General features: G+C 41.5%; 16 protein-coding genes. All 16 read left to right on the top strand.

Annotation, left to right across the window (positions count from 1 at the left end):
- Nucleotides 1-17: 17 nt before the first annotated feature.
- Nucleotides 18-1469 (top strand): UDP-N-acetylmuramoyl-L-alanyl-D-glutamate--2,6-diaminopimelate ligase, encoded by a 1452-nt coding sequence (locus ACFIJL_RS05795; protein ID WP_375623389.1) that lies wholly within the window; start codon nucleotides 18-20, stop codon nucleotides 1467-1469.
- Nucleotides 1466-2887, top strand: coding sequence for a UDP-N-acetylmuramoyl-tripeptide--D-alanyl-D-alanine ligase (gene murF / locus ACFIJL_RS05790; protein WP_375623387.1), 1422 nt, complete (start codon nucleotides 1466-1468; stop codon nucleotides 2885-2887). Before ACFIJL_RS05795 ends, murF begins: the two co-directional genes overlap by 4 nt.
- Nucleotides 2888-2909: 22 nt before the next feature.
- The gene (gene mraY, locus ACFIJL_RS05785) at nucleotides 2910-3980 is read left to right on the top strand and encodes a phospho-N-acetylmuramoyl-pentapeptide-transferase (RefSeq protein WP_375623385.1); all 1071 of its coding nucleotides are present in this window, start codon (nucleotides 2910-2912) and stop codon (nucleotides 3978-3980) included.
- A 4-nt stretch (nucleotides 3981-3984) separates the two neighbouring features.
- On the top strand, nucleotides 3985-5379 hold the full coding sequence (murD, locus tag ACFIJL_RS05780) for a UDP-N-acetylmuramoyl-L-alanine--D-glutamate ligase (RefSeq protein WP_375623383.1): 1395 nt from the start codon (nucleotides 3985-3987) through the stop codon (nucleotides 5377-5379).
- Nucleotides 5380-5521: 142 nt separating this feature from the next.
- Nucleotides 5522-6676: an FtsW/RodA/SpoVE family cell cycle protein gene (locus ACFIJL_RS05775; protein ID WP_375623381.1), complete on the top strand. Its 1155-nt coding sequence runs from the start codon at nucleotides 5522-5524 to the stop codon at nucleotides 6674-6676.
- Nucleotides 6669-7805, top strand: coding sequence for an undecaprenyldiphospho-muramoylpentapeptide beta-N-acetylglucosaminyltransferase (murG, locus tag ACFIJL_RS05770; RefSeq protein WP_375623379.1), 1137 nt, complete (start codon nucleotides 6669-6671; stop codon nucleotides 7803-7805). The genes ACFIJL_RS05775 and murG overlap by 8 nt, the downstream gene beginning before the upstream one ends.
- Complete coding sequence (gene murC / locus ACFIJL_RS05765; RefSeq protein WP_375623377.1) at nucleotides 7789-9216, top strand: UDP-N-acetylmuramate--L-alanine ligase; 1428 nt, start codon at nucleotides 7789-7791, stop codon at nucleotides 9214-9216. The genes murG and murC overlap by 17 nt, the downstream gene beginning before the upstream one ends.
- Nucleotides 9194-10171, top strand: coding sequence for a UDP-N-acetylmuramate dehydrogenase (murB, locus tag ACFIJL_RS05760; RefSeq protein WP_375623375.1), 978 nt, complete (start codon nucleotides 9194-9196; stop codon nucleotides 10169-10171). The genes murC and murB overlap by 23 nt, the downstream gene beginning before the upstream one ends.
- Before the next feature lie 238 nt (nucleotides 10172-10409).
- Complete coding sequence (locus ACFIJL_RS05755) at nucleotides 10410-11330, top strand: D-alanine--D-alanine ligase (RefSeq protein ID WP_375623373.1); 921 nt, start codon at nucleotides 10410-10412, stop codon at nucleotides 11328-11330.
- Nucleotides 11318-12229: a cell division protein FtsQ/DivIB gene (locus ACFIJL_RS05750; RefSeq protein ID WP_375623458.1), complete on the top strand. Its 912-nt coding sequence runs from the start codon at nucleotides 11318-11320 to the stop codon at nucleotides 12227-12229. The genes ACFIJL_RS05755 and ACFIJL_RS05750 overlap by 13 nt, the downstream gene beginning before the upstream one ends.
- Nucleotides 12226-13527, top strand: coding sequence for a cell division protein FtsA (gene ftsA, locus ACFIJL_RS05745; RefSeq protein ID WP_375623371.1), 1302 nt, complete (start codon nucleotides 12226-12228; stop codon nucleotides 13525-13527). Before ACFIJL_RS05750 ends, ftsA begins: the two co-directional genes overlap by 4 nt.
- A gap of 63 nt (nucleotides 13528-13590) precedes the next feature.
- Nucleotides 13591-15363 carry a cell division protein FtsZ gene (ftsZ, locus tag ACFIJL_RS05740; RefSeq protein WP_375623369.1) on the top strand — a complete coding sequence of 591 codons (1773 nt, stop codon included), beginning with the start codon at nucleotides 13591-13593 and terminating at the stop codon, nucleotides 15361-15363.
- Nucleotides 15364-15576: 213 nt separating this feature from the next.
- Nucleotides 15577-16449: a UDP-3-O-acyl-N-acetylglucosamine deacetylase gene (gene lpxC, locus ACFIJL_RS05735; RefSeq protein ID WP_375623367.1), complete on the top strand. Its 873-nt coding sequence runs from the start codon at nucleotides 15577-15579 to the stop codon at nucleotides 16447-16449.
- Between the two features lie 170 nt (nucleotides 16450-16619).
- Entirely contained in the window at nucleotides 16620-17513 is an 894-nt protein-coding gene (locus ACFIJL_RS05730; protein WP_375623365.1) for an outer membrane protein assembly factor BamD, read from the top strand.
- A gap of 6 nt (nucleotides 17514-17519) precedes the next feature.
- Nucleotides 17520-19181 (top strand): DNA repair protein RecN, encoded by a 1662-nt coding sequence (recN, locus tag ACFIJL_RS05725; protein WP_375623363.1) that lies wholly within the window; start codon nucleotides 17520-17522, stop codon nucleotides 19179-19181.
- 113 nt (nucleotides 19182-19294) lie between these two features.
- Complete coding sequence (gene ligA / locus ACFIJL_RS05720) at nucleotides 19295-21454, top strand: NAD-dependent DNA ligase LigA (RefSeq protein WP_375623361.1); 2160 nt, start codon at nucleotides 19295-19297, stop codon at nucleotides 21452-21454.
- Nucleotides 21455-21888: the final 434 nt, after the last annotated feature.

Below are 21888 nucleotides of genomic sequence, written 5' to 3'. Positions count from 1 at the left end.
TATAAAGGTGCATCGTTATGTTGTTTGGAACAGTTTTTACAGAATGTCTTGAAGATCAGAATCTTTCCGCAATGAAAATAACAGGAATTAGTGCCGATTCTCGACAAGTTTTGCCAGGCTATGTTTTTGTCGCTGTTCAAGGAAAAAAAAGTGATGGAAGACACTATATAAATGATGCGATAAAGCGTGGCGCACGAGCAATCGTTACAGATTGTCATGCTGTTCTTGAGGATTTATCTGTTCCCATTTTACGTGTTTCTAATGTTCGTCATAGTTTAGCGTTGGCAGCTGCACGTTTTTACGGTTCTCAGCCTGAAACGGTCGTTGCTGTAACTGGTACAAGTGGTAAAACATCTGTTGTCTCTTTTCTTCGGCAAATTTGGACTCATGTTGGATTTTGTGCTGCGAGTATAGGAACAGTTGGTGTTGTTTCTCCTAAACGGAATGTTTATGGTTCTCTCACAACACCTGATCCGGTCGTTTTGCAACGGTTACTTTCTGAAATTTCTCATGAAGGTGTGACTCATGCAGCTCTTGAAGCTTCTTCGCATGGGCTTGATCAAAGACGTCTTGATGGAGTCCGTTTAACGGCTGGTGCCTTTACCAATTTAGGGCGAGATCACATGGACTATCACCGGTGTGTGGAGGATTATTTGCGGGCTAAAATGAGGTTGTTTGATACACTTTTGCCTGAATCTGCTCCTGCTTTGATTTTTGCTGATGATGTCTATTCACAAAGGGTTATTGATGTTGTTACACAAGCGCGCCGCCGTGTCTTGACAATTGGTCGTAAGGGGCAATTTATCACGATTAATCGTGTTGAACATCAACGCTTAAAACAGTGTATTGAGTGTCGTGTGGAAAACAATATCTATACATTTGATTTGCCTTTAGCTGGAGATTTTCAGGTAGCCAATGCGCTGATGGCAGCGGGGTTAGCAATTGCAACGGGTGCTTCACCTCGTAAGGTTTTTTCTGCGCTTGAAACTTTGCAGGGGGCACCTGGGCGGTTAGAGTTTGTGGGAAAGACAGAAAATAATGCGCCTGTTTATATTGATTATGCCCATAAACCAGAAGCTTTGGAGCAGGTTTTGCTTTCTGTTCGTCCTTTTACGCAAGGGCGTTTGGTTGTTGTTTTTGGTTGTGGAGGAGATCGTGATCAAGGAAAAAGACCTTTGATGGGCAAAATTGCAGCGGATAAAGCGGATATTGTTATTGTAACGGATGATAATCCTCGCACAGAAATGCCAGAAAAAATACGCAAGGATATTTTACAGGCTGTGCCAACAGCAATAGAGATAGCAGATCGCGGTGAGGCTATTTCTTATGCGGTGGAACTTTTGAAAGCTGGTGATACACTCATCATTGCTGGGAAAGGTCATGAGGATGGCCAAATTATAGGGCAGACAACTTATCCTTTTTCAGATCGTCTGAAAGCGATAGAAGCTCTAGAGGACCGAAAGAAATGACAGCTTTATGGGATAAGCAAGAACTTGTTGCTGCAGTTAATGGTGTTGTAATGGGAAGTCTGCCAGAAACTTTTTCTGGGGTTTCCATTGATAGTCGTACTCTTGCGGAAGGTGATGTTTTTTTCTGCATTAAGGGGAATCATCTTGATGGTCATGATTTTGCTGCGCAAGCTTATGCACGAGGTGCAGGCGTTCTTATCGTTGCGGAACACCGTTTGAGAGATATGGAAAAGATAGCTGCTCCACTCATCGTTGTTCCTGATGTTTTGCAAGCTTTAGAAAAACTTGCACAAGCAGCACGCAAACGTTCAAGAGCTAAGATTATCGCGGTAACAGGATCAGTGGGAAAAACAACGACAAAAGAAGCTTTGAAACAAGCACTTGCAACGGCTGGGAATGTTCATGCGAATCTCGCTTCTTTAAACAATTGTTGGGGGGTTCCACTCACTTTAGCGCGGATGCCTATGGAGAGTGATTATGGTATTTTTGAAATTGGCATGAATCATAAAGATGAAATTCGCCCTCTGGTCAAACTGGTTTGTCCGCATATTGCTCTCATTACACATATTTGTGCAGGACATATGGGTTTTTTCAAAGATCTTGAAGAAATAGCAGAGGCAAAAGCTGAAATTTTTGAAGGATTGGATGAGGAAGGCATTGCTATTTTAAATGCGGATAGTGATTTTTTTTCTTATCTCGTTCAAAAAGCAAAGAAATGCGGTGTAAAAAAGATCTTAAGCTTTGGTGAGACTAAAGATGCTGATTATCAAGCGCATGATATACGTCTTCTAACCGATAGTTCTTCTATGATTGTGCGTATGGGGGGGCAGGATAGGGAGGTCCAAATTGGTGCTCCTGGGCGCCATATTGTGCAAAATAGTTTAGGGATTATTGCTGCTTGTGATGCTATGGGGGTTGAGTTAGAGCCTGTTTTTCTTTCTTTTCGCCATTTTTCTTCTCAAAAGGGGCGAGGTGTTCGTTATCGACTGTCTTTATCAAATGGGGGTGAATTTTATCTCATTGATGAAAGCTATAATGCAAATCCTGCTTCTATGCGTGCTGCACTTGAGCTTCTTGCTACAGGACCTGTAGGGAAAGGGGGGCGGCGAATTGCTATTTTAGGGGATATGCTAGAGTTAGGGGAGTATAGTGAAAAGCTTCATCGTGATTTAATAAAACCAATACGTCTTTCTGGTGCTAATCCGGTTTTTCTATTTGGTGAGGCGATGAAATCTTTAGTCAGTGATTTGTCTGCTGGTGTTAAGGTTCATTATGCTGAAAATATTGAGAAAATTTTATCGCTTCTTTTAGCAGAAATTTCTTCTGGGGATCTGCTTATGGTTAAATCATCCAATAGCCTTTGTTCATCAAATATTGTGACTGCATTGCTTGATCGCTATAAAGCGGTTTCTTCATAGTTTTAAGAGGTTTTTTTATTCCATGATGCTATTTTTTTCTTCGTTTAGTGATTGGCTTCCAGGTGTGAATGTATTTCGTTATATTACTTTTCGCACGATAGCGGCTATGCTTACTTCGGGGCTTATCGTCTTTTTGTTTGGACCTAGCATCATTGCTTCTCTTAAATTGCGGCAGGGTAAGGGGCAACCGATTCGTGCTGATGGTCCTCAAACACATTTTAAAAAGGCTGGAACACCTACAATGGGTGGATTGATGATTTTAACCGGCATTGTGGTATCGGCATTTTTATGGGGTAATTTATCGAATATTTACTTTTGGGTATCGCTATTGGTTATGCTTTCTTTTGGGGGAATTGGATTTTATGACGATTATCTTAAGGTCACAAAACAAACAGACAAAGGATTTTCTGGGAAAGCACGGTTAAGCTTGGAGTTTTGTGTTGCGGCCATTGCGGCTTTTGCCATTCTGCAAATTGGCTCATCTGGATTAGCTTTGCCTTTTTTAAAAGATTATCTTATCAATTTGGGCTGGTTTTTTATTCCTTTTTCTGCTTTTGTCATTGTTGCGACGGGTAATGCGGTTAATTTGACGGATGGACTTGATGGGCTTGCTATCGTTCCTGTGATGGTTGCAGCCTTATCTTTTGCTCTGATCGCTTATCTTTCTGGTAATATGAATTTTGCTGATTATCTCCAAATCCATTATGTATCGGGAACAGGTGAACTGGCTGTTTTATTGGGAGCTGTTGTTGGGGCTGGGCTTGGCTTTTTGTGGTTTAATGCACCACCAGCTGCTATTTTTATGGGAGATACTGGTTCGTTGGCTCTTGGAGGACTCTTGGGGACTGTTGCGGTCGCTACGAAGCACGAAATTGTTTTGGCTCTTATTGGTGGGCTTTTTGTTGTGGAAGCTTTTTCGGTCGTTATTCAGGTTGGTTATTTCAAATTAACAAGAAAACGCGTGTTTCTTATGGCACCGATACATCATCATTTTGAGAAAAAAGGCTGGACTGAAAGCCAAGTGGTGATACGCTTTTGGATTATTTCAATTGTTCTTGCTCTTATTGGTCTTTCAACACTTAAATTACGGTGAGATTTTGATTTCTGTTGCGTGTTATAAAGGTCAAAAAGTTGCTCTGTTTGGATTAGGGACGTCGGGATTGGCGGCGGCACAAGCATTGATCAGTGGCGGTGCGGAAGTGGTGGCGTGGGATGATAATCCTATGAGTGTGCAAGCAGCTTTTCGGCAAAATATTCCAACAAGAGACCTTCACGATGAGGACTGGTCAGAATTTGTTGCATTGATTGTAGCTCCTGGAGTTTCTTTAAATTATCCTCAACCCCATTGGGTTGTTGAAAAAGCACGAAAAAAAAATATAGAAATTATCGGTGATATTGAGTTGTTTGTTCGTGCGCGCCATCATTTTTTACAGCATTATGGTTTGTGTGACCAAGATGTTCCTTTCATTGCAATTACGGGGACGAATGGGAAGTCAACCACAACATCTTTACTTGCGCATTTGTTGGAAAAAATGGGCTATGATGTGCAGATGGGGGGAAATATTGGAAAGGCAATATTGACGCTTAAGCCCTTTGTTAAAAAACGTATCTATGTGATTGAATGTTCATCGTTTCAAATTGATCTTACTCCCTCTCTTCAGCCGACCATTGGACTTTTATTAAATCTCACACCTGATCATATTGATCGACATGGAAGTTTTGCTTGTTATGTGCAAACCAAAAGGCAGCTGGTTGCTCAGGCTTCACAGGCTTTTATTTCCGTTGATGATGCAGCTTGTCGGGTTTTATATCAACAGTTACTTGATGAGGGGAAGCAAATTGAGGCAATTTCCAAAGATCATTCTGTTGAAAATGGTTTTTATGCAGAGGAAACGAAACTCTTTTCTGTTCGTCAAGGACAGCGCCATATGCTTGCAGATCTCGCGTCTATGGATGCTTTGCGCGGAAGTCATAATGCGCAAAACGCTCTTATGGCACTGGCAACGTTGCAGGCTTTAAAAATAACCGATCCCTTTATGAACAAGCATTTAGCAAGTTATAAAGGGTTGGATCATCGTATGCAGCAAGTGCGTAAAATGGGGGCAGTTTTGTTTATCAATGACAGCAAGGCGACTAATGCAGATGCAACAGCTCCTGCGCTTTCCACCTTTAATGATATTTTTTGGATTGTTGGGGGACAGGCAAAAAAGGGAGGAATTGAGTCTCTTAGAGAATTTTTTCCTAAAATTCGTAAAGCCTATTTGATTGGGAGCGCGGCGGAAGAATTTGCTCGCACTATTGGATCTGCTTTTCCCTTTTCTATGAGCTTAACTTTGAAAAATGCGGTGTGTGAAGCAGCTGTTGACGCAATAGGTTGTAAGGCAAAAGAGGTGACGGTTCTTTTGTCACCTGCTTGTGCAAGTTATGACCAATTTAAAAATTATGAAGAACGGGGCGAAGCATTTGTCTCTTTTGTGATGCAGTTACAATAAAAAGCATCAGTTATAAAAAAATATTTTTGCGTTAAGACTCCAGAATCTTTTTTTATGTAATTTAGTTTTTAAAGTGTTTGTTAAACAGGCGGGGGAACCATATCACTTTGAAACAATTTATAAAACGGATAAGGCAGATATCATGGTTACGCGCGCAGATAGAGATCCAATTGCTAATTGGTGGTGGACGATTGATCGCTCTATCTTTGCAGCTTGTTTAATTTTAATGGGGATCGGCATTATGCTGTCTTTTGCTGCCAGCCCCACGATTGCAAAAAAAATCGGAATTGCTGATAGTTTTTATTTTGTTCGGTGGCATATCATTTTCAGCATTTTAGCATTTTTTACGATGGTGACCATTTCTTTTTTTTCAATTCCTAATATTCGTCGTTTATGTGCTCTTTTGCTTATTGTAACGCTTGCTCTTATGGTTGCAACCTTATTTTGGGGTCCAGAATTAAAGGGAGCACGGCGATGGATTGTGCTCTTTGGTTTTTCTGTACAGGCTTCAGAGTTTATGAAGCCAGCTTTTGTGGTTATGTCCGCTTGGCTTTTTTCCGAACAGATACAGCGGAGGGGAATGCTGGGATACACGTTAGCGATTGTACTTTATGCCATTTGTTGTGTGCTTCTGGTTTTGCAGCCTGATATTGGACAAACACTTTTAATAAGTGCAACATGGGGGGGGCTGTTTTTTATTGCTGGTGTGCCTCTTACTATTATTTTTCTCTTTCTTATTTTAGGCGCTGTAGGAATTGTTTTAGCTTATCTTTTTCTGCATCATGTGCGTGAGCGTATCAATGGGTTTTTGACAGGTGAAGGAGATACCTTTCAAGTGGATGTAGGACGTGAGGCTATTTTGAATGGTGGTTGGTTTGGGCAAGGTCCTGGGGAGGGAACAGTAAAACGTATCATTCCTGATAGCCATACAGATTTTGTATTTTCCGTTGCTGCTGAAGAATATGGTATTATTCTTTGTTTATTCATTATGATGCTGTTTGGTTTTATCGTTATGCGTTCATTGTATATCGCCATGAATACACGTGATTCCTTTATACGTCTTGGTATTACTGGCATAGCAATGATGATTGGCTTTCAATCCGCTATTAATATGGCCGTTAATCTTCATTTAATTCCTCCCAAAGGCATGACATTGCCTTTTATTTCTTATGGTGGTTCATCGATGGTAGCGATTGCCTTTTCAATGGGCATGTTACTTAGTTTAACACGTCGTTGGCCAGAAGCGCGTCTTTCAGCTTTTTCTTCCTCTTCTGTCTTGGATACTCCTTATGAATGATAAAAAAGTTATTGTTTTGGTGGCTGGTGGTACAGGTGGACATCTTTTTCCTGCTGAAGCCCTTTCTGTTGAATTAAGGAAGCGTGGATATGATGTTCATTTAATAACAGATGAAAGAGCACGACCTTTTGTTCGGGGCTTTGATGAAGAGCATATTCATATCGTTTCATCGGCAACATTTACACGACGCCATCCTTTTGCTCTGATAAAGACGTTTTGGTCTTTGCTAAGGGGTATGGGGCAATCGTTGGCGTTGTTTTATAAATTACGTCCTGTTCTTGTTGGAGGATTTGGGGGTTATCCGAGCTTTCCTCCTCTTTTTATTGCGGCTTTAACGAGGCGTGTGACATTTATTCATGAACAAAATGCTGTTATGGGGCGTGCCAATCGGATGTTGGCAATTTTTGTGCGTGCAATCGCTGGTGGTTTGTTGTCGCCAAAAGGCGCTTATGCTCATAAAATACTTTTGACGGGGAATCCTGTCCGTGAGGCTGTGTTGAAGGCGGCCAAAATTCCTTATCATTCTTCAGAGGGGGAAAAGCCATTTAATTTTTTGGTTTTTGGTGGTAGTCAAGGGGCTTCTGCTTTTTCACATATTGTTCCAGAAGCCATTGCTTTACTCGATGATAAAAACCGTAAACGTTTGCGAATTGTACAGCAAGTTCGGGGTGACGCTGGAGGATTGATCAAAATCTATCATGATATGGGCGTACAAGCAGAGGTTGCTCCTTTCTTTGATGATATGGCTGAACGTATGGCACATGCTCATTTTATTTTGTCGCGCGCTGGGGCTTCGTCCGTTTGTGAGATAGCGGTGATTGGTAGACCTGCTCTGCTTGTTCCCTATCCCCATGCTTTAGATCATGATCAGGCTGCCAATGCAGCTTTGCTTGCTCGTGTGGGGGGAGCGCAAATTATATCAGAAAAAGATTTAAATGCACAAAAGCTTTCTTCTCTTTTAATGCACGCTTGTTGTGCGCCCCATTTATTAGAAAAACAAGCGCTTGCTGCAAAAAAAGTTGGGCAACCCCATGCAACACGTTGCCTTGCTGATATGGCTGAATCCTTAATTGCAGGGCGATTGTTGTCAGATATAAAAGAGGAGCTTTTTAATGAAAATGCCACTTGATATAGGCGTTATCCATTTTATCGGAATCGGGGGAATCGGTATGAGTGGAATTGCGGAGGTTTTTTATAATCTTGGCTATAAAGTTCAAGGGTCAGATCAAGTTGAAAGTGCAAATGTTGAACGTTTGCGGAAAAAAGGAATTAACGTTCATATAGGTCATTGTGCTGAAAACTTAGGGAATGCAGAGGTTGTCGTTTTTTCTACTGCCGTTAAAAAAACAAATCCTGAGTATATTGCAGCAAAGGAAAGACATTTGCCGCTTGTCAGACGTGCAGAAATGCTGGCGGAGCTCATGCGATTTCGGCGTGCAATTGCGGTGGGTGGTACACATGGTAAAACAACAACCACATCAATGGTCGCAGCCCTTCTTGATGCTGGTCATTTTGATCCAGTGGTGATTAATGGCGGTATTATTAATGCTTATGGGACGAATTCTCGTACAGGAGATGGCGATTGGATGATTGTTGAAGCTGATGAAAGTGATGGTACATTTTTAAAGCTGCCTGCTGATATTGCTGTTGTTACCAATATTGACGCTGAGCATTTGGATCATTATGGAAATTTTGATGCTGTGCGTGAGGCTTTTCGGCAATTTGTAGAAAATGTTCCCTTTTATGGTTTTGCTGTTTTGTGCGTTGATCATCCAGAGGTTCAGTCTTTGGCGAGCCGTATTGATGATCGTTGGGTGATCACTTATGGTGCAAATCCACAAGCGGATGTTCGTTTTCTTAATCTTTCGATGGATGGTCAAAAAACATATTTTGATGTTCTTGTTCGCTCACGCAAAACAGGAAGAAAGATTGAGTTGAAAAATTTGCTTTTGCCCATGGCAGGGCAGCATAATGTTGCCAATGCAACGGCGGCGATTGCTATTGCGCATGAACTTGGCATTTCAAATGAAGCTATAAAAAGAGGCTTAGCAGAATTTGGCGGAGTAAAACGGCGTTTTACGCGAACAGGAAGTTGGCGTGGCATTGAAATATTTGATGATTATGGACATCATCCTGTCGAAATAAAAGCTGTTTTGCGTGCAGCCCGTGAGAGTGCAAAAGGGCGTGTTATTGCGATTGCACAACCCCATCGGTATTCACGATTGTATCATTTATTTGATGATTTTGCTACTTGTTTTAATGATGCCGATACAGTGTTGATTACGCCCGTTTATGCGGCTGGTGAAGAGTCTATTGTAGGGTTTGGTTCTCAAGAATTGGTAGAGCATATTAAAATGGCGGGTCATCGTGATGTGCGCTTGATACATGGTTTGGAAGATGTTGTGTCTCTTATCTCAAAATTTGCTCAGGCAGAGGATTATGTTGTTTTTCTTGGTGCTGGCAATATCACACAATGGGCTTGTGCGTTGCCTCATCAGTTAGCGGTATTGGATGGTCATGATAAATTTTCAGCACATTGATGGTGAGGCGCTATTGGCGCAATTGCAACCATTGTTGGGTGGTGTGAGAGGAAAACTTACACCTAATGTTGAGATGCGTAAGGTAACGTGGTTTCGCACGGGCGGATTGGCAGAGCTTTTTTATCAGCCTGTTGATGAAGAAGATTTGGCGCTCTTTCTTCAAAATTTGCCTGAATTTGTTCCTGTCACAATTGTCGGTATCGGTTCTAATCTTCTGGTGCGTGATGGGGGGGTTCCTGGTGTTGTAATTCGTCTTTCGCCAAAAAGTTTTGGGCAAGTGAAGCAGGTTTCTCCAAAAGGCTTTTTAGTTGGTGCTGGTGCGGCGGACAAACATTTAGCTGCTGCCGCTTTAGAAGCTGAGATTGCAGGTTTTCATTTTTATCATGGCATTCCTGGAGGTCTTGGAGGAGCTCTCAAAATGAACGCGGGTGCAAATGGTGTTGAAACCGCAGCACGTGTTGTTGAGGTTTATGCGTTGGATCGTAAAGGGCAACGTCATATCTTGAGTGTGAAAGATATGCATTATTCCTATCGCCAGTGTGATATTCCTGAAGGTTTTATTTTTACTGCTGCTTTATTGGAAGGGGAGCCTGGTAATAAAGATAATATTCGTGCTGCTATGGATGAAGTTGCCCTCCATAGGGAAACAGTGCAACCTATTCGTGAAAAGACCGGTGGATCAACTTTTAGAAACCCTGAGAATGGATCTGCTTGGCGCGTGATTGATGAAGCAGGGTGTCGTGGTTTACGGATTGGTGGCGCTCAAATGAGTGAAATGCACTGTAATTTTATGATTAATACAGGGCAAGCAACAGGATATGATCTTGAAGCATTGGGAGAAACAGTGCGTGCGCGTGTTTTTGCAAATTCAGCCCACCTTTTACAATGGGAAATAGAGCGTATTGGTCAATTTGAACGTGGTCGAAGTGTTTCTCCTTTTGATCCATTTCATTGATTTATTGTTCACTAAAAAGTGAAAATAAAAAATTGAGTCATTTCAAAGAGATAATAAAAAATTTCTATTAAGAATCAATAAATTAACAAAGAATCTCTTGCATCAGGCTTTTGAGTCTGATTCATTATGAAAAATGCTAGGTTATTGATTCGCAAGAATAAACTTTGTTTTTTTCTGTATGTGGTGCTGATGTGTTCTATATAGACTACATATAGTATGCAAAAGAGGGTGATTTATTATGAAAGATAAACATATAGCTGTGTTAATGGGAGGTTTTTCTTCTGAACGGTCTGTAAGTTTATCTTCAGGGGCGGCTTGTGCTGATGTTTTAGAGGCGCAGGGGTATCGCGTGAGTCGCGTAGATGTTGACACTCATATTGCTTCTGTTCTTGAACAGTTGCAGCCCGATATTGCCTTTAATGCATTGCATGGTCCATTTGGTGAAGATGGACGGATTCAGGGGATTCTTGAATATTTAAAAATTCCTTATACCCATTCTGGCGTGATGGCATCTGCTTTGGCAATGGATAAGGGACGTGCAAAAATTATCGTTGCAAGTGTTGGTGTTTGTGTTGCGCCTTCTCGTATCATGAGCCGCTTTGCTATTGGGCAAGCACATCCTATGGAGCCGCCTTATGTGATTAAACCTGTGTGTGAAGGATCAAGTTTTGGTGTTGTCGTTGTACAGGGAAATGAATCTGCGCCGCCGCATAATATTGGGGGAGCTGAGTGGGGGTATGCCGATGAAGTGATGATTGAAAAATATATTCCTGGTCGTGAGTTGACTTGTGCTGTTTTGGGGAATGAAGTGCTGGATGTGTGTGAAATTCTTCCCGATAAACACTTTCCATTCTACGATTATGACTCAAAATATAAAACGGGTGGTTCTCTTCATATTTGTCCTGCACAACTTTCACTAAATATTTACCAAAGTGTGCAAAGAATGTCTTTAGCAGCCCATCAGGCGATAGGGTGTCGAGGTGTTAGCCGTTCTGATTTTCGTTTTGATGAAAAAACAGGAGAATTGGTTTGGCTTGAAATTAATACGCAACCCGGTATGACACCAACATCTCTTCTGCCTGATATTGCAAAAGTGAGCGGTCGTACTTATGGCGATATTGTTCAATGGATAGTGGAGGACGCATCATGTATGCGTTGAGTATTAATAAAACGAATATTCCGATGGAGGTGCTTTCAGTGCCGGCTTTGCCACGTCTTTATCGTCGTTTTCTTCGGTTTATGTTTGAGTTTGTTTTTGTCAATATTCATATTCCACGCCATTTTGGTTCTTTTGCTGTTGTATGGTTGTTCTTTGTTACGGCTTTTTATGGATTTTCATCCAGTGGTCAGATGGAAGTGATCGTAAAAACAATAATATCGGATATTGGTTTTGTGGTCGTGGATGTCGATATAAGTGGTAATAAACGCTTGGCAAAGCAAGATATTTTGAAAATTTTAGAACTTGATGTTGCCCCCTCTATATTCACTTTTGATGTTGAAAGAGCACGTGCCCTTTTGGAAAAACAGCCTTGGATTCAATCAGCTAATGTTCAGAAGATTTATCCTAATAGAATGCGCGTTTCCATCGTGGAACGTGAACCTTATGCTATTTGGCAACATGAGGGCATGGTCGATATTGTTGATAATACAGGTCGTGTCATTGTACCTTTTAAAGGGAAAATTGTTCGGAATTTGCCGCTTGTGGTTGGGCAGGGTGCACAAAATGCTGCTAAAGTGTTTATTCAAGCGCTGTCAGTTTATCCGGAAATATATAATCGTGTTCGTGCTTTCGTGCGGGTAGGTGATCGGCGTTGGGATCTTGTTTTGGATAACGGAGTGCGCGTTATGTTGCCTGAAAGTGGTGCACTTGAAAGGCTTTCCTCTCTTGTTTTGTCCGGTACAATGCAAGATCTTTTATCTCGCGATATTCTCAGTGTTGATTTACGTCTTGCTGATCGAATTACTGTTTCTTTATCAGATGAAACGTTGGAGCGTTATCATGCTACTGTAGCAGAAGAAGAACGTATCTTAAAAGCGCGAAAGGCAGGAAGCCTATGATGCTGCTTAGATCACATCATTTGAGGGGACGTAAAACACGTTTTTTAACGGTTCTTGATGTCGGTTCAAGTAAGATTGTTTGTCTTATTGCTTGTTTGCGTCCTTTGAAGCATGCGCACTATTTACATGGTCGTACACATTCTATGGAAATTCTAGGTTTTGGAGTGCAGCGTTCACGCGGTATTAAATCTGGTGTTGTGATGGATATGTTTGCAGCAGAGCAATCAATACGCTTGGCTGTTGATGCGGCAGAAAAAATGGCTGGTTTGGTGGTGGATTCAGTCATTGTGAATTTTTCCTCAAGTCGATTACAAAGTGCTTTGATTAATGGAATGGTCCATTTGAATGGTCGTGAAGTCACCAAGCGTGATATGCGTATGGTCTTTTCAGATGTTTCGCGTAAAGCTTTTGATGCTGAACGTCATGTTATGCATTCAGTTCCAGTTTCTTATGTATTGGATGGAGATAAAGGAATTTCTGATCCTATTGGCATGGCAGGGGAAACATTTGGTGTCGATGTGCATGTGGTAACAGCGGAAACGGCATCTTTGCGTAATTTAGAAACTTGTATTAATCGTGCACATTTGAGTGTTGAAGCAATGGTTGCTACTCCCTTTGCAAGTGGTCTTGCTGTCTTGATGAATGATGAGGCGCATTTAGGGGCTGCATGTATTGATTTTGGTGGTGGAACAACAACATTTTCAGTGTTTTTTGAGGGAAAATTTATTCATGCGGATGCTCTTGCTGTTGGGGGGCATCATGTCACTCTTGATGTTGCGCGCGGATTTTCTATGTCTTTAACAGAGGCGGAACGTTTAAAAGTTGTTTATGGTTCAGCACTTTTAACAAGTGCTGATGAGCGGCAAATGATTAATGTAGCAGAAATTGGGAGTGAACAGCGTGAAACTCAATATCCGCGCGCGGTTCTTGGGCGTATCATTCGTGCGCGTGTTGAAGAAATTTTAGAGATGGTTCGTGATTGTTTAAATCGTTCTGGTTTTGGTCACATCATTGGTAAACGTGTTATTTTGACGGGGGGAGCAAGCCAGTTAACAGGATTGCCAGAAATGGCACGTACTATATTAGGAAGAAATGTTCGTATCGGGCGGCCTTTAGGTATTTCGAGGCTTCCTTCTCTTGCAAAAGGGGCGGCGTTTACATCTGCTGTTGGATTGTTAATTTATCCGCAATTGGTGGGTTTTGAAGAAAAAACAATGCAGGCGGCAGGAAATCATTTATCGATGGGCACGCGTGGGTATTTTCAGCGTGTTGGTCAGTGGTTGCGTGAGAGTTTTTAGTTAAGTCTAGTTGGATAAATTTCATCGCTTTGGCTTGCGGTGTCTTATGAGAAGGAAAAGAAAATGACGATTAATCTGCATCGGCCAGATATCGCGGAATTGAAGCCACGCATTACCGTTTTTGGTGTTGGAGGTGGTGGCGGGAATGCCGTGAATAATATGATAAATGCTGGTCTTCAGGGAGTTGACTTTGTTGTTGCAAATACGGATGCACAGGCTTTGGCTATGTCAAAGGCTGAACGTGTTATCCAACTTGGGGCAGCAGTGACAGAAGGTTTGGGTGCTGGTGCTTTACCGGAAGTTGGACAAGCGGCGGCGGAGGAATGTATTGATGAAATTATTGATCATCTTGCAGACTCTCATATGGTTTTTATTACTGCTGGTATGGGAGGGGGAACTGGAACAGGGGCTGCTCCCGTTGTTGCTCGCGCGGCGCGTGAAAAAGGTATTTTGACTGTTGGTGTTGTGACAAAGCCGTTTCAGTTTGAAGGCGCACGTCGCATGAAAACGGCAGAGGCTGGTATTGAAGAATTACAAAAGTCTGTCGATACATTGATTGTTATTCCCAATCAAAATCTTTTCCGTATTGCAAATGATAAGACAACATTTGCTGATGCTTTTGCTATGGCTGACCAAGTGCTTTATTCTGGTGTTGCTTCCATTACGGATTTGATGATCAAAGAGGGTTTGATTAACCTTGATTTTGCTGATGTTCGTTCTGTTATGCACGAAATGGGGCGAGCCATGATGGGAACGGGTGAGGCATCTGGTGAAGGGCGTGCTTTGGCTGCTGCTGAAGCTGCTATCGCAAACCCATTGCTGGATGATACCTCTATGCGTGGGGCACGTGGTTTACTGATTTCTATTACAGGTGGTCGTGATATGACTCTCTTTGAGGTTGATGAAGCTGCTAATCGTATTCGTGAAGAAGTGGACGCTGATGCGAATGTGATTTTTGGCGCTATTGATGACGAGTCATTGGAAGGTGTTATTCGTGTTTCTGTGGTTGCGACCGGTATTGATCGTGAAGTTAGTGATGTGGTTCAGTCCTCTCATCCTCAGATTCAAAGGCCTGCTTCTTCAATACGCAAGAGCGATCCTGGAACGTCACACAGTTCTTTTCATGTTCAGTCATCGCCTCTGCGTTCTGAGTCAATGGTAGAAGTGATCGAATCACTTGAAATAGAAAAGGGTAAAACAACCGGAGAACAGTTCCGTCCCAAAAGTCAAATTTTTGCACATCCTGTAGAAGCAATGACGACACGAAATGCGACGAATGCTGTTGCGTATGGTTCAAATGCTGTTCAGGAACAGAAATTAAATGTGCCTCGTATGCAAGTAAGCCGCGGTTCTCAACAGGCGATGACGGCTCCCGTGAGTATGGAGGCAACAGCGCATGTTCTTGATGAGATGACAGGGGTTGTGAAGCAAACAGAAAAGCCAGTGCAACCAAAACAAATGCAACAGATGCAAGCGCGCGCTCCAATGCGTATGCCTGAGTTAAAGGATTTTCCTCCTGTTGCTCATGGACAAAGTCAAAGAACATTTGTGACTGATCAAGGTCCTCGTAATCTTTGGCAGCGTTTGAAACAGAGTTTGACACATCGTGAAGAAGCTGAGCCAGAAGCGAGGTTGGAGCCTGCTGTTAGATCGTCTCAGCAGAAAGAGTCTCATGTTTACAATAAAAATTCTCAGGCGCTTTCTCAAGATGCTTCTGTATATGTTCCACGTCGTTCTGGTGAGCTGCACCCGCAGGTACCACAAGATCAGCGTACTTTTATAAGTGAAGAAGATCAGTTGGAGATACCAGCATTTTTACGTCGTCAAGCAAATTAATTGATGAAAAATGAGGTAAAGTAAGAAATTTTATTGTTTCTTTAATGATCAGTCAAAAATTATACAGTAAATATATTGCTGTTTTTTGGATAAAATACTTTGTTTTTAAAAAAACCGCTTATTATAAGCGGTTTTTTTTATTATTTACTATGAATATTTTTTATAATTTTATAAATTTTGTTAAAAGATGTACAAGCAATTTAATAAAATGATATGATGAATTTGGTACCAAAATATCAGTCTACTCTTAAAAAAGCAGTAACATTTAAGGGGATTGGCGTTCACAGTGGCTGTTTGTCAGTGGTAAAGGTTTATCCAGCGGATGTTGGATGTGGTATTGTTTTTAAGCGTTGTGGATTAAACGGAACCGAGAAAATATTTCAAGCCCATGCATCGCAAACAGGAAAAACTGAATTATCAACAGTACTTGGAGATGGAGATGTAAGGGTTGAAACAATTGAACATTTGATGGCAGCAATTGCTGCTTATAATTTGGATAATCTTATTATTGAAGTGTCACATAATGAGATTCCTATTTTGGATGGTTCAGCGTGGCTATATTGCCAAGCTTTTGAAGATGTTGGTATTGTACAGCAAAATGCGTTGCGTTCTTATTTCATTATAAAAAAGCCGGTGCGGGTTGAAGGAGCTCATGGTGTTGCAGAGCTTTTGCCATTCGATGGACGTCGTTTTGATATAACGATCTCTTTTCCTTCTTTTGCTATTGGTAAGCAACATTTCAGTTTTGATCTTACCACACAAGGGTTTCGAGATGAATTGTCACGGGCACGCACTTTTGGTTTTATCAAAGACGTGGAAAAATTAAGGCTTTCTGGAAAGGCGAGAGGTGCTTCTTTGGAAAATTCTCTTGTTATCGACCTTAATGATAAAATTTTAAATCCCGATGGTCCTTATTGGGAGAATGAATGTGTTCGGCACAAGATGCTTGATGCGATTGGTGATACTGCTTTGCTTGGGGCACCTTTTATTGGATTATTTCGTTCTTATTGTAGTGGACATAGAATTAATGCGCAATTGGTGAAGGCTGTTTTGGCAAACGAATCATATTATGAAAAAGCTTTTTAGAGAAAGAATAAAAGGAAATTGACAAGATTTTTTTATCGTTTATTTGATTTTTAAGGGGATGATTGACCTAAACTGCTAAATTGGTTATGTGGATTTTAAAGTGATATGCTATAAAAACTTTAATAAATTGTTTTTGCTACAAGGTGATATTCTCTGGAGGCCGGAAAATTATGGAAAAATTTCATGTGTGCATTGGAAATATGACATATAGAAAATCTAACATTGTACGCAAGATATTGGGGGTGGTCCTTTTAGGAAGCACCTGTATGTTAGCGGGATGTCTCTTTAAAGAGAAAAATACTCTTGATCCATCTGCTTATGTTTTGAAAATAGATCCACCAGATGTTCTCTATAATCAGGCGCTTGCTAGCCTTGAAAGTGGGCGGCTTGGGGATGCATCGAAGAAGTTTTTGAAAATTGAAAAACAGTACGCTTATACAGACTGGGGGCGTAAGTCTCTTGTGATGGGTGCTTTTACTAATTATCGACTCGGAAAGTATGATGATTCAATTAGTATGGCTCAACGCTATATTACGCTTTATCCAGGGTCAACTGACTCGGCTTATGCGTACTATATTATTGGTCTTTCTTCTTTCCGTCGGATTCCCGATGTTACGCGTGATCAACGTGATACGAAACGCGCTATTGCTGCTATGCAGCTTCTTATAGAGCGCTATCCAAATTCTGAATATGTCAAGGATGCTAAGGATAAAATCCGTTTTGGGCGCGAACAGCTGGCTGGTAAAGAAATGCAGATCGGCCGTTATTATGAAGAGGGACGGCGCTATCTTGCGGCAAGTAGACGGTTTCGTACCGTGGTTGAAGAGTATTCCGATACAAATCAAATTGAAGAAGCACTTTTCCGCTTAACGGAAGTTAATCTTGCTCTCGGCTTAACGGCGGAAGCGCAAACAGCAGCAGCTATTTTAGGACGTAATTATCCCAAAAGTGAGTGGTATAAATTTTCTTATAATCTCTTGCAGAAGAATAAAATATCACCACGTGAGCATAAATCTTCTTGGATCTCAAATGCTTTAGGTGGTGACAAGAAGAGGGTACGTTGATTCTCTATGTTGGTACAGCTTTCGATTCATAATATTGTTTTGATCGAAACGCTCGATATTCATTTTACAGCGGGGTTGACGGTTTTAACTGGAGAAACGGGTGCGGGGAAGTCTATTCTCCTTGATGCTTTATCACTTGCTCTAGGGGGGCGGGGTGATGCTTCGCTTGTGCGTCATGGGGCTGACCGCGGGCAGGTCACAGCTGTTTTTGATGTGTCTGTTTCACATCCTGCACGTCAACTTATTCGTGAGAATGGTCTTGATGACGAGGGTGATATTATTTTACGACGTGTGCAATCAAGTGATGGACGTAGCCGTGTTTTTATCAATGATCAGGTGTCTAGTGTTGCATTGATGCGGAGTGTTGGCCGTTTGCTGGTTGAAATCCATGGACAACATGATGATCGTGCGCTTGTTGATGTTGCTACACATCGCCAATTATTAGATGCCTTTGGTGGTCTTGAAGATGAAGTGGAAAATTTGCGTCAGTGTTATCACACATGGCGTGAATTTGAGGAGCGTTTGCAACGGCAGCGTCTTAAAGTAGAGAGTGCTGTACGGGAGGTTGATTATCTTCGTGCGTGTGTAGAAGAGCTTGAAAAGCTTGATTTTAAAGTTGGTGAAGAGGAAGCTCTTTCTCTTCGTCGTGCTGATATGCTTAAATTAGAAAAAATAGCAACGGATATAAAAGAAGCGGATGATCTTTTAACGGGTCAAAAATCACCAATCCCAGTGCTTTCTAATTTGGTGAGGCGTTTGGAGCGGAAAATTCCTGAGGCGCAAGAACTTATTGCACCAGTGGTGAAATCTATTGATGAGGCATTGCATGCACTTGCAACAGCACAAGAAGGTATTGAGACGGCAATACGAGCATTGGACTTTGAACCTGATGAATTGGAACGGATAGAAGAACGTCTTTTTGCTCTTCGGGGGTTTGCTCGTAAATATCAAGTTTCTGCGGATGAATTGGTTCAGTTACGCGATAAAATGGATGCTGAACTGGCTGATTTTGAAGAGGCTCAGACCATATTGACACGTTTTGAAGATGAGGCAAGACAAGCACAAAAAAACTATGATATGTTAGCACAAGCGTTGTCAATAAAACGTCAAGAGGTTGCAAAGCACTTGTCTGAAAGTGTGATGGCTGAGTTGCCGGCATTGAAATTAGAGAGGGCTGAATTTATTGTTGAAATGCAAAGTGATATGGAAAAGCGGAGTGCAGAGGGATGTGATCGTATTGAATATTGGGTGCGGACAAATCCTGGAACACGTGCTGGGCCGATGCTTAGTGTGGCTTCTGGCGGTGAATTATCCCGTTTTTTGCTGGCATTAAAAGTTGTTTTATCTGATCGAGGATCAGCACCGACGCTGATTTTTGATGAAATTGATACAGGCGTTGGGGGGGCTGTTGCAGCGGCTATTGGGCAACGGTTGCAACGCTTATCAGAACATGTCCAAGTTTTTGCTATTACGCATGCTCCACAGGTTGCATCGAAAGCGCATGGTCATTTTCTTATTTCAAAAATTGAGAGTCATGATAAAGGACGCTTTGTTACTGCGATTCATAAAATGGAAGAGCATGAACGTGCAGAAGAAATTGCTCGTATGTTGGCAGGAGAACAGATTACTGAAGAAGCACGTGCAGCGGCTCAAAAGCTTCTCGCATAAAGGTAATTAGCCAGCGATAAAAATACTGGAAAGCTTGTGTTTATTGAGATTCATTTGATGAGGATGCGTGTGGAAGTCCTTATGGCAGTAACTCGTAATTTGGAATAGATTTTATGAACAAAGATGCAGTTAAAAATCTCACAGCTGTTGAAGCAGAAAGTGAATTAGAGTGGTTGGCAAAAGAAATTGCACGTCATGATGTGCTTTATAATCGTGATGATCAGCCTGAAATTTCTGATGCAGAATACGATGCTTTACGTCGTCGTAATGCAGAAATTGAAGCTCTTTTTCCAGAGCTTATACGTATTGATTCTCCTTCACATAAAATTGGGGCACCAATTTCTGAAAAGTTTGAAAAATCTGTTCATGCACAGCCTATGCTTTCACTTGATAATGCGTTTAGCTCTGAAGATGTTAGTGAATTTGTTGAGCGTATTCGTCGTTTTTTACGATTTCCAGAAACACAAATGTTGGAAATAACAGCGGAGCCCAAAATTGATGGTTTATCTTTGTCTTTGCGCTACGAAAAGGGGCGGCTTGTGCGTGCGGCAACGCGTGGGGATGGAACTGTCGGTGAAAATGTGACGGCAAATGCCCGAACAATTGCTGATATTCCACAAGTTTTGCAAGGTGATTTTCCTGATATCATTGAGGTTCGCGGTGAGGTTTATATGGGGCGGGAAGATTTCCAAGCTCTTAATATAAGCCAACAAGAGAAGGGAAAGTTAACCTTCGCCAACCCTCGAAATGCGGCGGCTGGTTCTCTCCGTCAGCTTGATTCACGGATAACCGCTAGCAGAAAGCTTCAATTTTTTGCTTATGCTTGTGGTGAGGTGAGTGAAATATTGGCAGAAAGTCAAATGGAGATGATGAAAAAGCTAAAAGAGTATGGCTTTGTTATCAATCCATTAACAAAAGTCTTTAAGACTGTAGAAGACATTATTTGCTATTATCACGATATCGAAGAATGCCGTCATTCTTTAAGCTATGATATTGATGGTATTGTTTATAAGGTTAATGATTTGATGCTCCAAAAGCGTTTGGGGTTTGTTGCTCGTTCGCCGCGTTGGGCAATAGCGCATAAATTTCCAGCAGAAAAAGCAATGGCGCTTTTGGAAGATATTGACATTCAGGTCGGTCGTACGGGAGCTTTGACGCCTGTTGCACGCCTTACACCTGTTACTGTTGGTGGGGTGGTGGTGACCAATGCCAGTTTGCATAATGAGGATTATATTAAGGGAATTGGTCATAAAGGAGAGCCCATTCGTGAAGGGCGTGATATCCGTGTAGGCGATACCGTGATTGTACAACGCGCTGGTGATGTGATTCCTCAAATTGTTGATATTGTTGCTGCAAAGCGTCCAAAAAATGCTTCTACTTTTGTGTTTCCTCATCTGTGTCCCGTGTGTGGGAGTCATGCTGTTCGCGAAGAAGGAGAAGCCGTGCGTCGATGCACCGGTGGGCTTATTTGTCCTGCACAAGCGATTGAACGTATTCGTCATTTTGTTTCACGCAATGCCTTTGATATTGAAGGACTTGGGAAAAAACAAGTGGAATTCTTTTTCCATGTTCAAGATGAGGCGCTTTGTATTCATACACCAGCCGATATTTTTACGTTACAACGGCGCCAAGAAAGGTCTTTGATACGTTTAGAAAATATGGAAGGTTTTGGTATTGTTTCAGTTCGGAAACTGTATGATGCCATTAATGCGCGCCGAGAAATTCCTTTGAGCCGTTTTTTATTTGCATTAGGAATTCGCCATGTGGGAGAGGTCAATGCACGTCGTCTTGCCCGTGCTTATCAAAATTATACAGCTTTTGAAACTGCGGCTATGGAAGCACTTATGCCGTGTGAGCAGGAAAATAAAGAAGGAAATGAGGCTTGGATGGAGCTTACCAATATTGAAGGAATTGGACCACAGGTAGGGAGTGCAATTGTTGATTTTTATCAAGAAGCACATAACCGCGAGGTTTTGTCTGTTTTGCTTGAAGAAGTAACACCTCTTGATGAGGCAACTATCATGACAGATTCTTCACCAATAGCGGAGAAGATCATTGTTTTTACAGGAACTTTGGCGCATATGTCACGCGATGAAGCAAAAGCATTGGCAGAGCGATTAGGGGCTAAAACATCTGGTTCACTTTCTAAAAAAACAGATCTTCTTGTTGCAGGACTTGGAGCGGGCTCAAAATTAGCTAAAGCTGAAGAATTAGGTGTTGAGGTTATCGATGAAGAGGCTTGGCTACAGCTGATTGAGGGGCATAATGTTTAGAGGATGTTTTCTAGAAGATGCATATGCTGTTTGTGTGGTTATCTTTCTTACATTTGGGGGAGATGGAATCAAAAAGGAGATAAAGGGGCTATTTTTTGCAAACATAGAACGCCATATACTTTGATATTTATTACGTTATTTAAAATAATTAACGTTGAACTTAAATATTAAACTTAAACTATTATGATGAAGAATATACAAGGTTATTATTAGTAAAATTTATAAATTATCATTGTGAAGCAAGGTAAAAATTGTAAATAAATATGCAGAATTTTTGAATCCAAACAGCGTAATAAGCTGGTTATAATAGGTGTTTTAGAAATACGATGCGAAGGATTACAAAATATAACGAGAGTTTCCATATAAAGAAACTAGGGATATGGTAGTGTCTAGATGGTAATACCCAAAATAAGCATTACCACGTGCAGGCGTAT

It is taken from the genome of Bartonella sp. TT119HLJHH, assembly GCF_042193385.1.
GTDB lineage: Bacteria > Pseudomonadota > Alphaproteobacteria > Rhizobiales > Rhizobiaceae > Bartonella.
The sequence above is the reverse complement of the archived record's forward strand: the minus strand, read 5'-3'. Positions and strand labels throughout refer to the sequence as shown.

Excerpts from the sequence above, each read along its gene's own strand:
- ligA (WP_375623361.1), top strand. The coding sequence starts at position 19,295 with ATGAACAAAGATGCAGTTAAAAATCTCACAGCTGTTGAAGCAGAAAGT.
- murB (WP_375623375.1), top strand. The coding sequence starts at position 9,194 with ATGATAAATTTTCAGCACATTGATGGTGAGGCGCTATTGGCGCAATTG.
- ACFIJL_RS05750 (WP_375623458.1), top strand. The coding sequence starts at position 11,318 with ATGTATGCGTTGAGTATTAATAAAACGAATATTCCGATGGAGGTGCTT.
- lpxC (WP_375623367.1), top strand. The coding sequence starts at position 15,577 with ATGATGAATTTGGTACCAAAATATCAGTCTACTCTTAAAAAAGCAGTA.
- murC (WP_375623377.1), top strand. The coding sequence starts at position 7,789 with ATGAAAATGCCACTTGATATAGGCGTTATCCATTTTATCGGAATCGGG.
- murF (WP_375623387.1), top strand. The coding sequence starts at position 1,466 with ATGACAGCTTTATGGGATAAGCAAGAACTTGTTGCTGCAGTTAATGGT.
- ACFIJL_RS05795 (WP_375623389.1), top strand. The coding sequence starts at position 18 with ATGTTGTTTGGAACAGTTTTTACAGAATGTCTTGAAGATCAGAATCTT.
- ACFIJL_RS05775 (WP_375623381.1), top strand. The coding sequence starts at position 5,522 with ATGGTTACGCGCGCAGATAGAGATCCAATTGCTAATTGGTGGTGGACG.
- recN (WP_375623363.1), top strand. The coding sequence starts at position 17,520 with ATGTTGGTACAGCTTTCGATTCATAATATTGTTTTGATCGAAACGCTC.
- ACFIJL_RS05755 (WP_375623373.1), top strand. The coding sequence starts at position 10,410 with ATGAAAGATAAACATATAGCTGTGTTAATGGGAGGTTTTTCTTCTGAA.
- mraY (WP_375623385.1), top strand. The coding sequence starts at position 2,910 with ATGATGCTATTTTTTTCTTCGTTTAGTGATTGGCTTCCAGGTGTGAAT.
- ACFIJL_RS05730 (WP_375623365.1), top strand. The coding sequence starts at position 16,620 with ATGGAAAAATTTCATGTGTGCATTGGAAATATGACATATAGAAAATCT.
- ftsZ (WP_375623369.1), top strand. The coding sequence starts at position 13,591 with ATGACGATTAATCTGCATCGGCCAGATATCGCGGAATTGAAGCCACGC.
- ftsA (WP_375623371.1), top strand. The coding sequence starts at position 12,226 with ATGATGCTGCTTAGATCACATCATTTGAGGGGACGTAAAACACGTTTT.
- murG (WP_375623379.1), top strand. The coding sequence starts at position 6,669 with ATGAATGATAAAAAAGTTATTGTTTTGGTGGCTGGTGGTACAGGTGGA.